11 protein-coding genes, 1 tRNA gene and 1 pseudogene are annotated in these 15,868 nt (G+C 68.5%); 7 read left to right on the top strand and 6 right to left on the bottom strand.

Annotated elements, in window-relative coordinates; all coding sequences use genetic code 11:
• The first annotated feature begins 144 nt into the window (after positions 1–144).
• From PGN25_19320 to PGN25_19310, 3 genes are all read left to right on the top strand, one after another.
• Positions 145–221 (top strand) — tRNA-His (locus tag PGN25_19320).
• A 128-nt stretch (positions 222–349) separates the two neighbouring features.
• Positions 350–1,021: a hypothetical protein gene (locus tag PGN25_19315; GenBank protein MEH3119665.1), complete on the top strand. Its 672-nt coding sequence runs from the start codon at positions 350–352 to the stop codon at positions 1,019–1,021.
• Between the two features lie 343 nt (positions 1,022–1,364).
• Positions 1,365–2,495 (top strand): Hint domain-containing protein, encoded by a 1,131-nt coding sequence (locus tag PGN25_19310; protein MEH3119664.1) that lies wholly within the window; start codon positions 1,365–1,367, stop codon positions 2,493–2,495.
• 129 nt (positions 2,496–2,624) lie between these two features.
• Here PGN25_19310 and PGN25_19305 read toward each other — a convergent pair.
• Both PGN25_19305 and PGN25_19300 read right to left on the bottom strand, forming a co-directional pair.
• A pseudogene (locus tag PGN25_19305) lies at positions 2,625–2,800 on the bottom strand (manganese catalase family protein).
• Positions 2,801–3,165: 365 nt separating this feature from the next.
• The gene (locus tag PGN25_19300; GenBank protein MEH3119663.1) at positions 3,166–6,009 is read right to left on the bottom strand and encodes an EAL domain-containing protein; all 2,844 of its coding nucleotides are present in this window, start codon (positions 6,007–6,009) and stop codon (positions 3,166–3,168) included.
• Between the two features lie 181 nt (positions 6,010–6,190).
• Between PGN25_19300 and PGN25_19295 the strand changes: the two genes are divergently transcribed.
• Positions 6,191–6,559 (top strand): hypothetical protein, encoded by a 369-nt coding sequence (locus tag PGN25_19295; protein MEH3119662.1) that lies wholly within the window; start codon positions 6,191–6,193, stop codon positions 6,557–6,559.
• 169 nt (positions 6,560–6,728) lie between these two features.
• Positions 6,729–7,787, top strand: a complete 1,059-nt coding sequence (locus PGN25_19290) for a c-type cytochrome (protein ID MEH3119661.1) — start codon at positions 6,729–6,731, stop codon at positions 7,785–7,787.
• Between the two features lie 21 nt (positions 7,788–7,808).
• Here the strand turns inward: PGN25_19290 and PGN25_19285 are convergent, their stop codons facing one another.
• Positions 7,809–9,230, bottom strand: coding sequence for a carbohydrate porin (locus tag PGN25_19285; protein ID MEH3119660.1), 1,422 nt, complete (start codon positions 9,228–9,230; stop codon positions 7,809–7,811).
• A 326-nt stretch (positions 9,231–9,556) separates the two neighbouring features.
• The gene (locus PGN25_19280) at positions 9,557–11,380 is read right to left on the bottom strand and encodes a sigma 54-interacting transcriptional regulator (protein ID MEH3119659.1); all 1,824 of its coding nucleotides are present in this window, start codon (positions 11,378–11,380) and stop codon (positions 9,557–9,559) included.
• 370 nt (positions 11,381–11,750) lie between these two features.
• Here PGN25_19280 and cynS point away from each other — a divergent pair, with 370 nt between their 5' ends.
• Complete coding sequence (cynS, locus tag PGN25_19275; GenBank protein ID MEH3119658.1) at positions 11,751–12,239, top strand: cyanase; 489 nt, start codon at positions 11,751–11,753, stop codon at positions 12,237–12,239.
• Positions 12,240–12,368: 129 nt separating this feature from the next.
• Here cynS and PGN25_19270 read toward each other — a convergent pair whose 3' ends face one another.
• Complete coding sequence (locus PGN25_19270; protein ID MEH3119657.1) at positions 12,369–13,226, bottom strand: porin family protein; 858 nt, start codon at positions 13,224–13,226, stop codon at positions 12,369–12,371.
• Positions 13,227–13,599: 373 nt separating this feature from the next.
• Between PGN25_19270 and pyk the strand changes: the two genes are divergently transcribed.
• A complete protein-coding gene (pyk, locus tag PGN25_19265) occupies positions 13,600–15,036 on the top strand; it encodes a pyruvate kinase (GenBank protein MEH3119656.1) in 1,437 nt (478 codons plus the stop codon).
• Between the two features lie 29 nt (positions 15,037–15,065).
• On the opposite strand, the gene PGN25_19260 is transcribed toward pyk, so the two are convergent.
• A complete protein-coding gene (locus PGN25_19260) occupies positions 15,066–15,848 on the bottom strand; it encodes a glutathione S-transferase family protein (GenBank protein ID MEH3119655.1) in 783 nt (260 codons plus the stop codon).
• Positions 15,849–15,868: the final 20 nt, after the last annotated feature.

Below are 15,868 nucleotides of genomic sequence, written 5' to 3'. Positions count from 1 at the left end.
TTCGACGCGCTCTTTCGTGCCGAGCCGGCACCCCCTTCGGCACGGAGCGCTCTCGCACCGGTGGATCATCGCCGCGATCCGCCGACAGGTGTGTTCAAGGCGCTTGAAATGCCGCGAGCCTCGGGATAAGTCCCCCCCTCATGGGCCGCCGTAGCTCAGTTGGTTAGAGCACTAGATTGTGGATCTAGGGGTCCCCCGTTCGAGCCGGGGCGGTGGTACCAGAGAATTCCGTTGATGGATCAAGGGGTTGGCATCGAGCCGACCCCTTTTCCGTTTCGACCCTCTCCCCGGGACGCGTCTTGAAGCAGGGAGACGCACGTCGTTCGGCGCTCGGCCGAGAAAGGCAGCGATGAACGACTGGGTGCATGTCGAGACCAGCCTCGTGCCCGGCGGCGGCAAGAGCCTTTCCCTGATGCAGCGAGGCGCCGAGTTCTCGATCGTCGTCGGCACCATCGAGTTGATGAACAGCACCCGCGGCAGTTCGGAGGAAGCCCTGGCCTCTCTGGCCTGCGCGCGGCTCACCGACCGGCCGGCGCCCCGCCTGCTGATCGGCGGCCTCGGGATGGGTTTCACGCTTCGCGCCGCCCTGGATGCGCTGGGACCGGACGCCCGGATCGTCGTCGCCGAACTCGTCCCGGCCGTCGCGGCCTGGGCGCGCGGACCGCTTGCTCCGGTGTTCGACGGCTGCCTGGACGATCCGCGCGTCGAGCTGCGCGAAACGGACGTGAACCGCCTGATTCAGTCCGAGCCCGCGGGATGGGATGCCATCCTGCTCGATGTCGACAATGGTCCGGAAGGGCTGATGCGGCGAGCCAACAACCGGCTCTACGACGCGTGGGGATTGAAGCGGGCACAGTGGGCGCTCAAGCCCGGCGGTACGCTGGGCGTCTGGTCCGGTTCGCCGGATCGCAAGTTCAAGGCGCGGCTCCGGCGCCTCGGCTTCGCCCTCGAAGAAGTCCGCCTCCCGGCGTGCGGTACGAGCGGGCCGCGCCACGTCGTCTGGCTCGCGACGCGGCCTTGAACGCCGTCACCCGCCTATTGCGCGACACTTCCTTCGTCACGCCATTCGGCACGGGCCGCTGATAAGTCGCCGCGTCGATCCCCGCCCGTGCCTGCCGCCTCTTCCCCGATGGTGATGGGCCTGTACCCCGGCTGGGCGGGGCAAAGCGTATCCGGCAATGCGGTCGGCTGCCGTGTCGCAGTAGGGGAACGAGGGCTCTCGTGGCTGATATCGCGGCAGCTACGGACAGAAATGGTTGCGCACGAGATTTCCGCACCATCCCAAGATAAGTAATTCGCAATTGTTATAATTCATTCTGATCAATAACAAATTATATATACCGATTGGAAAATACCTTTGCAAATTGCGTCACCAGTTTCTGGAAGGATATTTCTCATTCCGAGGATGGTCGAAGCCGGTCTATTATCCGATCAATGCCTTGCACAAACATGAATGCGGGGCAAAAATGGCTGAAACATTCGCGACCACCTTCGGTGCTGGGCAGTCTTCGACTGGCCTTTTTACAAATACACCCATAGCCGGGCCGCAATATACGGGCACGAGTCTGACAAGCGGTGCGCAGGAGATCACCGTAACCGGCGCGATCGATCTGCCCGGCAGCACCGTGACGATCGATGCCAACACGGCCAACTTGGTCGGTACCGGCCTCACCGGCACCTATCTCGGTTTCAGCCTGCCTCAGGGGGCAGTCGAGCCGATCTACTATTTCAGCGTCACCGGCGGCAATCTCCAGACGCCCGTCGCCATCTCTGTCACGAATGGCACGATTTCGACCCTGAACGTCGCGAGTTCGGTCGACACGAGTGCGGTCACGGCTCCCGACAGCCCGACCATCGTCTGCTTCGTCACCGGCACGAAGATCGGCACCAACCGCGGCGAGATCGCGGTCGAGGATCTTCAGGTCGGCGACATGGCCGTCACTGCCTCCGGCGCCCTGCGTCCGATCACCTGGATCGGCTCCCGCGAGATCGAGGCCGGGCGCGGCTCGCTCCCCTTCCACCAGCAGCCGGTGCGTGTCCAGGCCGGCGCCTTCGGCCAGAGTCTTCCCACCCGCGACCTCTTCCTCTCGCCGGGTCACCCGGTGCTGGTCGGAGCCGACGCCGACAACGAAGGCGGCGTGCTCGTCCCCGTCATGTGCCTGATCAACGGCACCACCATCACCCGTGAACCGCGCACCGGCGTCACCTACTGGCACGTCGAGCTCGACAGCCACGACATCCTGCTCGCGGAAGGCCTGCCGGCGGAGAGCTACATCGACGGCGGCGACCGCGCCTTCTTCGCGCAAGCCTCCGACCACGCCCTGCACAATCCGGACTTCGTGGCTCCGGGCTGGAACGGGCGCTGCCGTCCGGTGGCGGTGGACGGCGCGGTCGTCGAGGCCGAGCGGATGCGGCTCGACACCGTGTTCGCCACCGTGCTGAGCGGCCCGTGCGCCTGGGACGCGGCCGAGCGGTTCGAGTGGCTGGCTGCCTGAGGCCTCACGCCATAGCCGCGCGGTATCGGCTGCCTCGGTGAAGCCGGTGCCGCGCAAACCAACAGGGCACCGGACGGGTCTCATCCCGCTCCGGTGCTCTCCGTCGTGGAATCAGCGGTCGGCCTTCTCGCCCAGTTCCTCGACCACCGCGCGCCACTGCTGCTGATGCATGGTGCGGCGGGCGATGAGGGAACTCCACATGTCCTTCATGCCGGGATCGTTGGTGGCGTTCGACAGGCGCACCGCCAGCATCCGCCCGGTCGCCTCGGCGAGACGACGTTGCCATACATGTCCGCGGCGATGTCAGGTCCATCGCTTGAAGCGATGGCCCTGGTTTTCTTGGCCAGCCTCAGTCGCCGGCGCCCGCCTCCGCGGGCTCAGAGCCTGTTTGACAGCGGTGATCCCATCTCGCCCCTCATCCTGAGGTGCCGGAGCGCAGCGGAGGCCTCGAAGGGTGCTCCAGGGATCGCGCGGGATCTGGAACACCCTTCGAGGCCGCTTCGCGGCGCCTCAGGATGAGGGTGGGGATGGGAATAGGGCTTTGGCGATGTGCCAACATATCATGGCGCATAGTTTTGGAATTGCTGAGACATAGCCTCATCGCCTACCGGTCGGGCACCGCGAGGCGCCGATCGCGTTCGCTCAGCCCGTGTCCGAGGCGGGCGGCCGCTCAGGCGGCGTTGCGCCCGAGCGTCGAGACCAACTCGCGGATCCGTGCGGACGGCACGGGCCGGCTGAACAGGTAGCCCTGGCCCTCCTCGCAGCCTTCGAGGCGGAGCTGATCGAGCTGAGCCTCGGTCTCGATGCCTTCCGCCGTGGTGGTCATGCCGAGGCTGCGGCCGAGGCCGATCACCGAGCGCACGATCAGCCGCGCGTTGCCGGTCGCGCCGAGGCTGCGCACGAAGGACTGATCGATCTTGATCTTGTCGAAGGGGAAGCTCTGCAGATAGCTCAGGGACGAGAAGCCGGTGCCGAAATCGTCCATGGCGACGCGGACGCCGAGGCGCTTCAGGGTGTGGAGCGTGGCCAGCGTCGCCACGTTGTCGTTGAGCAGGACCGATTCGGTGATCTCCAGCTCCAACCGGTTCGGCGGCAATCCGCTCGCGGCGAGCGCATCCATCACCGCCCGGACCACGGCGGCGTTCTTGAACTGCGCAGCGGAGACGTTGACGGCAACGCCGAGGTTCCCCGGCCACGTCACGGCCTCCGCGCAGGCCCTGCGCAGCACCCATTCGCCGATCTCGCCGATGGTTCCGGTCTCCTCCGCCAGCGGAATGAACTCGGCGGGGGACACGTAGCCCCGCTCCGGGTGGCGCCAGCGCAGCAACGCCTCGCAGCTTGCGATCCGCTGCCGGTCGAGCTTGACGATGGGCTGGAACACGAGTTCGAACTCGCCTTTGCCGACCGCCTGCTTGAGATCGCCCTCCAGGGCCCGGCGCTTGCGCAGCTCCAGGTCCATCTCCTCGTCGAAGAACGACCAGCCGCCGCGCCCGGCGGCCTTGGCGCGGTAGAGGGCGAGGTCGGCACTCTTGAGGAGCTTTTCCGGGCTGGTCCCGTGCTCCGGCGCGAGTGAGATGCCGATGCTCAATCCCACTGCCACCGTGTGGCCGTCCAGCACGAACGGCTGCTGGAAGGCCGCGATCAGGCGGCGGGCCAGCGCGATGGCGTCCTCGCGCACCTGGGAGCCAGCCTGGACGATGGCGAATTCGTCGCCGCCGAGCCGGGCGACCAGATCGCTCTCGCGCAGGCATCCCTGCAACCGTTCCGCGGCACCGCGCAGCAGGCTGTCGCCGACCGGGTGGCCGAGCGTGTCGTTGACCTCCTTGAAGCGGTCGAGATCGAGGCAGAGCGTGGCGAAGCCGATGCCGGCCGCGAGACCGGCGGAAGCCTCCTCCAGGCGCTCGCCGAACACCATGCGGTTGGCCAAGCCCGTCAGCGCGTCGCGGCGCGCCATGGTGATGATCCGCGCCTCCGCCTCGTAGCGCTGGGTCACGTCCTCGTAGGTGGCGATCCAACCGCCCTCGCAGGTCGGCTGCTGCTTGAGCGAGACGATGCAGTCCGTCCGGATCGAGCGGCACAGGGAACCGCTGACGCCGCGCTGCAGCAGCCCCTGCTGCTCCATCAGAAGGTCGAAGGCCCGGTTGTCGCCGGAGGCGGATTCGACGAGCCCGGCCACGTCGCGGATGCTCATCCCCGGCCGCAGCACGGCCGCGTCGATCCCCAGCATGTCGCAGAAGCGGCGGTTGTAGACGAGCAGGCCGCCCTCGGCGTCGTAGAGGCACAGGCCCTGGAGCATGTTGCTCAGCGCCGCGTCGAGCTGGGAATTGCCGCGCTTGAGCTGGTCCTCCTGCTCCTTGAGCAGGGACACGTCGCTGCACACGGCCACGAAGCCGCCGTCGCGCGTCGGGCTGCGGCTGATGCGCAGCCAGCGCCCGTCGCCGGACCGCGTCTCGGCGGTCGCGGTGGCGTTGCCCGGCATGGCGAGCAGGGCGTCCGCAACGGCCGAGCCGCGCAAGCCGGACAGGGGATGATGGCTCGTTTCCGCCGGATCGAGACCGAGCAGCGAGGCCGCCCGGTCGTTGGCCAGCGCGATCCTGCCGGCGGCATCGACGACGACGATGCCCTCGATCGAACCCTGCACCGCGTCGGCCAGCAGCCCCTGGGCCGAGCGGCGCTGTGCCACCTCCTCCTGCATCATGGCGGCGATGTTGCCGCGCATCACCGCCATCGCCCGCAGCAGCGCGCCGAACTCGTCGTCGCCGCCCTCCGGCACCGTGACGGTCAACTCGCCCGCGGCGATCCGGCTCGCGACCGTCGAGGCGTCGGCCACGGGGCGCACGATCTGCCGCGACAGCAGCAGCGCGACGATGCCGGAGAGGAGGATGGCGAGCACCGTCGCACCGATGCTGAGCCGCATGTCGCGCGCGACGATCGCGCGGGCGGTCTGACGGTACGAGAAGCCGTCGCCGGCGGTGAAGTTGATGAGCAGGTCGATATGCTGATCGGCCACGGCGGCGTGGGCATCGAGCGCCTGCCAGACGTCCGACGTCTGTCGGTCGGGGCCGAACTCCCGCCGGGCGGCGAGCCAATGGGACACGGCGTCCTTGGCCGCCGAGGCCTCCCGCCCGGCACGCTCCGACTGCGCGCGCTCGGCGGCGACCTCGAGATCCTCCTCGAAGGACTTCGTGAGCGCCTCGATCCGCGCCTCGAGGGTACGTCGATCCCCCTCGTCGCCCGCGAGCCGGGCCCGGGCCACCGCCGCCTGAAGCGCCGCGAGATCGGCAGCGGCGGCGCGCGCGTAATTGATCGACATCAGCGAGCGATCGTAGGTTTTGTCGACTAGCGAGCCCGTGGTCATGATGCCGAACGCGGCGTATCCGCCGAGCAGCGCCGTGATCGCGCTCAGCATCAGGAAGGCGAGCAGGATGCGCCCGCGGATGGTGCGCCCGCCGCGCAGGACCGCGTCGGCGACGCGCCACCGTACAGAGCCCGTGGGAAGGCGTGAGACATTCATGGGGCAGCCGTTCGCTTCACGGCGCGAGCCTGACCGGCAATCGTTAAGGTAATTTCCCAGATCTGCGATTTTCCGGATGGCCGGCAGGCTTCGCGCGGTGCCGTTAATGTGAACGCAACCTCAGCACTGGAAAAATGAAGGACAGGCGCGCGCGGGGGCGCCTCGACAACGGGGAAACGGGATGTGTGACGCGCTCCGGACAGAGGCGGTCGCGCCGAGGCGCGCGGGTGCCGCTCTGCTGCTCGCCGTCCTCGCCGCTTCGGGAACCGCCTGGGCGCTGACCGGCGATGCGGCCCCCTACCGGGTGACGCAGAAGGGGCGGGCTTTCGCGCCGGGCTCGATCTTCATGCACGCCGGCCAAGCCATCGAGATCGTCAACGACGACGGCGAGCTCATCCACCACGCCTATCTCGACAACCCGAACTTCAGCTTCGACACCGGGGAACAGAGGCCCGGAAGCAAGACCGTCGTGGCCTTCCCGCGACCGGGGCAGTTCACCATCCTGTGCGGCATCCATCCCAAGATGAAGCTTCTCGTCGCGGTGAAGTAGGCCCAGGTTCGCGCGGCGATCGACACGGTTCCGCCGACGCTCGAAGAGTCCGTTTCCGGTCGAGGATTCGCTCGCAGCGCGCCGAGGGCTTCGTTCTGCACGCTGCCCTGCCTGCATTTTTACTCGGCTTTAAGCTCAAGCCACCAAAATCGACGCTGTCGAGGTTGGAATGGCGCGGACATTCGTGGGGGCGGTCGCGGCCCTCCTGACGATCCTTGCGGGAGGCTGGGCGGTCGCGACGACCGGTGAGCCGGACCGTTCGGCGGACCTGGTCCCGTACCGGCGCCCGGATGCCATCCCGTTTCCGCAGGAGAACCCCTACCGGGCCGCCAAGGCCGAACTCGGCCGCGCGCTGTTCTTCGATCCGATCCTGTCGCGCAACGGCGAGCGGACTTGCGCCACCTGCCACGTTCCGGGACAGGACTGGACGGATTCGACCCCCCGCGCGCCACGCAGCGACGGCGGCCTCATGGATTTCCGGACGCCGACGCTGCTCAACGTCGCCTGGACGGAGGGGATCTACGGCTGGGACGGCAAGTTCCGCGGGCTCGAATCGGTCGCCCGCACGCCGCTGACCGCGCCCGGCAACATGAACATGCCGCCGGAGGAGATGGTCCGGCGGCTGTCGGCGGATCCGACTTATGTCGCGGCGTTCAGGGAGGCGTTTCCCGAGACCGCTGCGGACCAGCCGCCGGTCACGCCGACCCGCGTCGAACAGGCGCTCGCCACCTTCCAGCGCCTGATCGTCGCCGGTCGGGCGCCGTTCGACCGTTGGGTGGAGGGCGACGCGGGGGCGATCTCTCCCGCCGCCCGGCGGGGCTTCGATCTGTTCAAGGGCCGCGCCAACTGCGCCGCCTGCCATTCCGGCTGGAACTTCACCGACGGCTCGTTCCACGACATCGGCGTCGCCCCGGACGGCAATCCCGGGCGAGGCCGCTTCTTCCCGACCTCGACCGCCCTGCGCCACGCCTTCAAGACGCCGACCCTGCGCAACGTCGCCCGGCGCCCGCCCTACATGCACGACGGATCGCTCGCGACGCTGGCCGAAGTCATCGACCTGTACGACCGCGGCGGGATCGACCGGCCGAGCCGCTCCCCCGACATCCGCCCGCTCCACCTCACCGCGCAGGAGAAGGCGGACCTGATCGCCTTCGTCGAGACCCTGAACGACGGCGGTGCCGATGGGGCGGCTTCCCAGCCGATCACCTCCACCCCGCCGCGTCCGTGACGGCAGGGCCGGTCAGAACCGTCAGTAGTTGACGGTCGCGCGCAGACCCAGCACCGTGGCGTTGCGCAGGCGCCGCCCGCGCTCGTCGGAGAGGCCGCCGCCGGGGCGCATGACGTATTGAAGATCCGGCTGTAAGGTGAGGCCGGGCAGAAGCTCCGCCTGATAGGTCGCCTCGAACACCGTCTCGCTGCTGCGCAGCGATCCCGCTCCCGAGAAGACGAGCGTGTCGCGGTCGAAGGCGCGGGCGGCCGGGCTGATGCGGGAATGGATCACGCCGAAGCCCAGCGTGTCGTTCGGGCGGCCCGCAAAGAGACCTCGGTAGGCGAAGCCCGCATCCACGTAGAGGTCGATCAGGTTGCGGTCGCTCGGCACGGCCGAGAACCGCGCGAAGATCGAGGCGCCCCGGTTCGGCGCGCCCGTCTCCCGGTAGATCGTCTGGTCGAGGATCACGTAGAGCCCGGCATCGCCGCGGAAGCGCCGGGCGATGCCGCTGGCTTCGGGGTCGGCGAGCAGCCGCCCGCGCACCTCGTCGAGGCGCGGACTCTCGAAGCGGCCGAAATGATACCAGCCGCCGAGCGTCGCGGTGCCGGGCAGCCCTTCCGTGCCCGGAAAACTCCGATAGGCGTAGGCCACCTCGCCGATCAGCAGGGCGGGGTCGTCGACGCGAAAATTCGTGCCGGTGCGGTTGCGCCGCTCCGGATCGGTCTCGTCGCCGAGCGGCGGCGTGCCGGCCGGATCGCCGTTGAACAATCCGCCCTGGAAGGAGAGCTGCGCGGTCGGCTCGTATTTCAGCCGGATGGCGGGGGTCGCCAGCGGGTAGATCGGGCCGCCGCTCGGCATCGCCACGGCGCCGACATTCGGCCAGCCGAAGCCGGCATTGACGAACACCACCGCCGTCTGCGCGATGGCGAACTCGGTATCCGCCGAGATCTGCCCGACCTTCACCGAGAACCGGTCGTCGAAGAAGCGCTGCTCGATCCACAGCTCGAACAGCCGCGTCGAGGGCAGCGCCTCGATGCCGCTCACCGTCGTGAGGTTGTTGACGAAGCGCCGCGACAGGCCGTGGCCGTGGATCTGGAAGAAGTCGGTGTGGAAGCGCGCGCCGCTCCACCCTGCGAATGTGTCGAGGTCGATGTCGAGGGAGGCATCCAGGCGGCCGCCGAAGGTCGCCCCCCGGTGCAGGCCGCCCGACACGTTCGACAGGCCCTCGCCGATATAGGTGAGAACGTAGGTGATCCCCCGCTGCGCGAGTGCGGCGCGCAGGCCGAACGGATCGCCGTAGGGCCCGAGAACGTCCTGGATCGAGCCCTCGTTGGTGACGGAGACCTGATCCGAGGTCCGGGACTGGGCGATCGCCGTCTGCGGATCGCCGCCGGCTCCGGTCAGGGGAAGGGCGAGCGGCAGGGGCAGCGGCGCCTGCGCGCTCGCCGGAGCGACGGCCATGCCCAGGACGCCGGCGAGGACGAGGCTCGCTCGCAACGGAACGACTCTCCTGCGTCGGCACCCTGCTGTCACGTCCGCTCTCAAAACATCGCTCGGCTGCGGCTCAGTGTCTCTCACGAAACTTCCGCTGCGCCGACGCGCCCGAAGGGAAACGATCGGTGACCGGGAGTTTCGTGAGGCATTCTCATACCGCTTTCCACGCGAGCGACGATCCCCCGTTGGGGGCGGCTCGGGCGGGACGTGTCGAATGATACTCAAGCAGGGTCGAATGACAGCCCTGCGAACGACGTCTTTCGGTCATCGGGCGAAGGTGTCGCCGCGTTCGGTCAGGCTTGCTCGATGCCGAGCACCTTCATGCGTGAACGCAGCGTCGTGGGTTTCAATCCCATCAGCGCGGCCGCGCCGCCGGCTCCGGACACCTTCCCGCCGCTCATTTGCAGGGCCGCCTCGATCTCGCCCCGGGCACGGGAGCGACGCTCGTCCTCGGTGAGAGGGCGGGCGGCGGCCTCGGGAGGCGGGCGCGACGGCGCCGCCGGACCGGCAGGACACGGCTCCGGCAGATCGAAGCGCAGGCGTCCCCGCTCGGCGAGGATGGCGGCACGCTCGATCACGTTTTCCAACTCGCGCACGTTGCCCGGCCAATCGTAGCGGGCGAGGCGGCGGGCATCGGCCTCGGTCAGGCGCAGATCGGACCGGTTGAGGCGCCGTGCCGCGCTTCTGAGAACGTGCTGCGCGATCAGCGGCACGTCCTCGCGCCGCTCCCGCAACGGGGCGGAGGCGATCGGAAAGACGTTGAGGCGGAAGTACAGGTCCTCGCGGAAGCGCCCGCGGCGCACCTCCTCCTTCAGATCGCGATTGGTCGCGGCGATCAGCCGGACGTCGACGGCCCGGGTGCGCTCCTCGCCGACGCGCTCGAACTGGCGCTCCTGCAGCACGCGCAGCAGCTTGCCCTGGAGGTCGAGCGGGATTTCGCCGACCTCGTCGAGGAACAGCGTGCCGCCGTCGGCGAGTTCGAAGCGCCCGATCCGGTCGCGCAGGGCCCCGGTGAAGGCGCCCCTGGCATGGCCGAAGAACTCGCTCTCGAACAGGTCGCGCGGGATCGCGGCGCAGTTCACGCGAATCAGGGGCCGGGTGCGACGCCGGCTCGCCTCGTGGATCGCCCGGGCGATCAGTTCCTTGCCGGTCCCCGATTCCCCGGTCACGAGGACGGTGGCGTCGGTGCCGGCCACCAGATCGATCTGCCGCAGCACCGCCTCGGCGGCCGGACTGCGGCCGATGATGCCCCGATGCCGGCTCTCGGCCCGGATTTCCTCCTTGAGGTAGGCGTTCTCCTCCTCCAGGCGCTCGCGCAGGGAATCGACCTCGGCGAGCGCCGATCTCAACCGCTCCTCCGCTTCCCGGCGCTGGCTGACGTCGCGGAACACGATCACCGCACCGAGCAACCGGCCGCACTCGCGGATCGGCGTCGAGGTGTACTCGACGGGAAAGCAGGTGCCGTCCCGGCGCCAGAACACCTCGTCATCGACCTGATGCACGGCGCCGTCGCGGAAGGCGGCGTAGATCGGGCAGTCGTGGTGCGGGTAATGCGCGCCGCCCGCACGGGTGTGGTGGACGGTGGCGTGCATGTCCTTGCCCACCAGATCGGCCGAGTTCCAGCCGAGCATGCGCTCCGCCGCCGGGTTGACGAAAGTCGTCACGCCCTCGGCATTGACCCCATAGATCCCCTCCCCCGCCGCCCGCAGGATCAGGCGGTTGCCGCGCTCGATATCGCGGAAGATGCGCTCCATCCGCTGCCATTCCGGCAGGCCGGCGCGCATGTGCTCCTCCGCCTCCCGGTCGATGCGGCGGCGCTCGCGCGCATCGAGATCGGAGAGCGTCACGAGAATCCGGATCGGCTCGCCGGAGAGCAGGGAGGCGGAGTATTCGAGCCGCAGCGCCCTGCCGGCACCGTGGCGGGGCGTGAGTGCGTGCGTCCACCACTGCCCCTTGGCGAGCACCCCTTGCGTGAACACGACGAGAGCCGGCCGCTGATCCGGATGCAGGGCGCTCACCGACATCGACCGAAGATCGGCGTAGGTATGACCGAGCAGCCGCGCGGCGGCCGGGTTCGCGGCGGCGACGCGGTCGGTGAGCGGCTCGAACACGAGCATGGCGTCCCGGTTCTCCGCGAAGGCCGGACCGTAGGGCGCGGGTGACGGTTGGACCGAGACGGTTTCAGGCACGACGAGATCTCGCGAACATATGACGAAATCTCGTCATACACGAAATCTCGTAGTTCTGCTCCTTGACGCCAACAACCTGCATTCATTCATTTTTCTCGACGAGGATCGCGTGGCATGCCGCTTGCGCTTCCTCAAGCAGCGCGACCTTCGGCTCAGGGCGGCCCTGCCCGCAGCGTCGCTTCGAATTCCGCCTCGGCCTCAGGGCCGGCGGCGGTGCGGCCGTTCGGATGCCGAGCCCCCAAGGCAACCGGACGGCCAACACGAATGCAATCCGTCCGAGACAGACAGGGAGAAGAGCGTGAAGCGCGAAGACCTGACCGAGAAGCTCCTCGACATCAAGCGCGAGAAGGGTTGGACCTGGAAGCACATCCAGGAGGCGATCGGCGGCCTCTCGCCGATCCTGATCACCGCCGCCTGCATGGGCCAGATGAAGCTGCCGAAGGCGCAAGCGAAGAAGGCGGCCGAGCTGTTCGGCCTCAGCCAAGCCGAGGAGCGGATGCTGAACGAGGCGCCCTATCGCGGCTCGATCCCGCAGATGCCCCCGACCGATCCGCTCATCTACCGCTTCTACGAGCTGGTGATGGTCTACGGCACGACGTGGAAGGAGTTGATCCAAGAGGAATTCGGCGACGGCATCATGTCGGCGATCGATTTCAACATGACCATGGAGCGCGAGCCCAACAACAAGGGCGACCGGGTCAAGCTCGCCATGTCGGGCAAGTTCCTGCCCTACAAGTACTACGGCAACGAGGAGGGCGTGCCGGATTACGGCTTCAAGGAGCCGTGAATCCGGAGGGGCAACCCCGCCTCACCGGCAGTACCGGCTGCCGGTGACGGTCTTCTGCATGGCACGAACGAAAGCGGGCGCCTCGATGAGGCGCCCGCTTTCGTTTCATTCGGATGCTGGCTTCGAGGCTCAGAGGCCGCCGAACTTGTAATTGAAGCCGGCGCGGATCAGGCTGCCCTCGGTGGAGAAGCGCGAGGTGTAGGAGCCCGGCGGGATCGCGGCGGTCTGGTTGACCAGGACGTTGCGGCTGCCGAGGTCGTAGCGGATGTACTCGGCCTTGATCGTCACGTCGGACTGGATGCCGAGGAGCCGGCCGAAGGCGAAGTAGTTGAGGAAGCTGTCGGCCGGGATCGCGTACTCGATGCCGCCACCGTAGTTGTAGCCGGTCTCGAAGATCCTGCGGCCACCGCCGGCGTACTGCAGGACGGTCGCACCCGGATTGTAGAACTCGGCGCTGTAGTCGACCTGACCGAAGGCGAGACCGCCGGTGCCGTACACGAGGAACCGGTCGAAGGCGTAGCCGAGGCGGCCGTTCACGGTGCCGAGGAAGTTGAGGTTCTGCGTATAGACGCTGGCGTTGCCGACGGTCGGGTTCGGCGTGCCGTAGAAGCCGGTGCGCTTGTCGAGGTCGAGCCAGGTCACGTCGAAGGCGAGGCCCGCGACGAAGCCGGAGCCCGGCGTGAACTGATAGTTGTAGCCGAAGCCGCCGCCGATGCGGGAGAAGCCGTCGACCTCGCTCTTGAGGGACGCGGGACGGCGACCGGCGGCCACGTTGGCGGCGGTGAACGCGTCGTTGCCGCTGGTGCGGATGTTGGTGTTGTCGGTGAAGGCGTAGCCGGTGTGCAGGCCGGCGTAGAAGCCGGTCCAGGTGAAGACCGGGACCGGGGTGAAGGCGATCGGCGGAGCCTCGCGGCGCGGCAGGTCGGCGGCGCCGGCCGCGGTGGTCGCGAGGGCCGCGGCGCAGCCCAGAAGGAATGCTCTGATCACGGGTGGATCCGCCTTGTGCAATGCTGATTTCTGGGCCGGACGCTACCAGCGATGCGGCCAAGCTGCCTATGACTTTCCAGCAACACGCAGCGAAGATGCCGCGTGAGTTGCATTTACGCAGCGTTGAACCTCCGAACTCCCGAAGTCGAGCGGCGGAAAGAACATCGTTTCGAAGCAAAGGTTCCCCTTACCGGAAATTTCCCGACGCAGGCCGCGGGTCCGGCCTTGACCTGCGGGATGGAGGGATGCTTGTGGCCCGCAAGCCCCCGTCCGGCCAACGGTGCCATCCTCGGAGCGCCGCTCACCATGCCGGGCCGTTCCCGCGCGCGATGTCCGCGACCGGCGGGTCCAGCGGGTCGATGGAGGCTCAACCGTGAAGCGCTCGCGCCGCACCAAGATCGTCGCAACCCTCGGCCCGGCATCCGACACGCCGGAGATGATCGAGAAGTTGTTCCACGCCGGTGCGGACGTCTTCCGCATCAACATGAGCCACCTGGCCCGCGAGAAGCTGCCCGAGCGGATCGAGGTGATCCGCACGATCGAGCGCGAAGCCAAGCGCCCGATCGGCATCCTCGTCGACCTCCAGGGCCCGAAGCTGCGGCTCGGCACCTTCGCCGGCGACGCCGCCGTGATCGAGAACGGCCAGACCTTCGTGCTCGATTCGGACCCGGCGCCGGGCAATGCCGATCGCGTCTACCTGCCCCATCCCGAGATCCTCTCGGCGCTCGAACCCGATCACGGAATCCTGATCGACGACGGCAAGCTCCGCCTCGTCGTCACCGAGGTGAGCGAGGGCCGTGCCGTCACCCGCGTCGAGGTCGGCGGCCGCATCTCGAACCGCAAGGGCGTGTCGCTGCCGCACACGGTGCTGCCGCTGCCGGCGATGACCGAGAAGGATCGCGGCGATCTGGACGCGGGCCTGGCGGCCGGTGCCGACTGGATCGCCGTCTCCTTCGTGCAGCGTCCCGAGGACGTGGCCGAGGTGAAGAAGGTGGCCGCCGGGCGCGCCCTGGTCATGGCCAAGATCGAGAAGCCGCAGGCGCTGTCGCGCCTCGACGAGATCATCGAGATCTCCGACGGCATCATGGTCGCCCGCGGCGATCTCGGCGTGGAGATGCCGCTCGAACAGGTGCCGGGCGTGCAGAAGCGCATCACCCGCGGCGCGCGCCGGCTCGGCAAGCCGGTCGTCGTCGCGACGCAGATGCTCGAATCGATGATCATCGCGCCGGTGCCGACCCGCGCCGAGGTCTCGGACGTCGCGACGGCCGTCTACGAGGGTGCGGACGCGGTGATGCTCTCGGCCGAGAGTGCCGCCGGTCAGTTCCCGGTCGAGGCGATCGCCACCATGAACCGCATCGCCGAGCAGGTGGAGCGCGACGCGCTGTACTGGTCGATCCTGATGGCGCAGCGCTCCGAACCGGAGCCGACCGCCTCCGACGCCATCGCCGCGGCCGCGCACCAGATCGTCGATGCGCTCGGGCTGCGCTCGATCATGGCCTGGACCCATTCGGGCTCGACGGTGCTGCGGGTCGCGCGGGCGCGGCCCAACGCCAGCGTCATCGCCCTGACGCCGAAGCGCGAGACGGCGCGCCGCCTGACCATGGCCTGGGGCGTGCACCCGATCGTCACCAAGGACGCGAGCGACGTGGACGACATGGCCTTCCGCGCCGCGAAGTTCGCCGTGCGCGAGCGCTTCGCCGAGATCGGCGACCGGGTGATCGTCGTGGCGGGCGTGCCGTTCGGCATTCCGGGCGCCACCAACATGGTGCGCATCGCCTTCGTCACCCGCGAGCACGCCGAGCGGGCCTGAGCGTCCGCGCGAAGCGAACCGGAGGCCGCTCAGGCCTCCGGCCAGGGAAAGCGGATGTTGCCGTCGCGCAGGCCCGCCAGCACCACTTCGACCCCGCCGGACTTGACCATCCATTCGAGCCGGTGGTCGCGGTACTCGCGGCGTCGCCCGCCCGTCGTGTAGAGGTCGGAGGCGGCGGCCATCTTCTCCGCCGCGGCGTCGAACTCGGCGAAGGTCGCCGCCACGGACGGGCGCTTCCCGATCCGCGCGTGCCAGCGGGCGAGCGCCGTGCCGGGCTCCGGCCCCAATCCGTAATGCACCGAGCGGTTGACCATCGGCGCCGCCGCGGCGTCGGCCCAGCCGAAGCGTTCCCCGCCGAACCACTCGGCCGCGCCGAGGCGTTGCGAGAGCCAGGCTTGCAGCGTGCGCGTCTGCGCCGCCGCCCGAGCCCGGAGATGGTCGGCCAGTTCACCGGTGGCGCGGCGGAACCACAAAACCTCGCCGAAACCCCAGTTCACCGCCTCGTACTGCGTGTCGCAGATCTCCTCGGTCAGCCGGGCGAAGGCGCGGGCGGCCGGATCGCGCGGCAGCAGCGGCGGTTCGGGCCAGCGCTCCTCGACGTATTCGAGGATCACGGTCGATTCGAAGATCGACACGTCGCCGTCGATCAGCACCGGCACCTCGGTGCGGGGGTTGGCGGCGGCGAAGGGGCCGTCGCCGCGGCCGGTGCCGAAGCTCTCGGGCAGTTCCGCCTTGAACGGCACGCCCTTCTCGCGAAGCGCGATCTTGATCTTCTGGGCGTAGGAGGAGAGCGGATGCTCGTAGAGCAGCATCGGGGATTCCCGTCTGGAAG

The sequence above is a fragment of the Methylorubrum populi genome (assembly GCA_036946625.1).
GTDB lineage: Bacteria > Pseudomonadota > Alphaproteobacteria > Rhizobiales > Beijerinckiaceae > Methylobacterium > Methylobacterium populi_C.
This window is presented reverse-complemented; position numbering and strand designations above follow the sequence as displayed.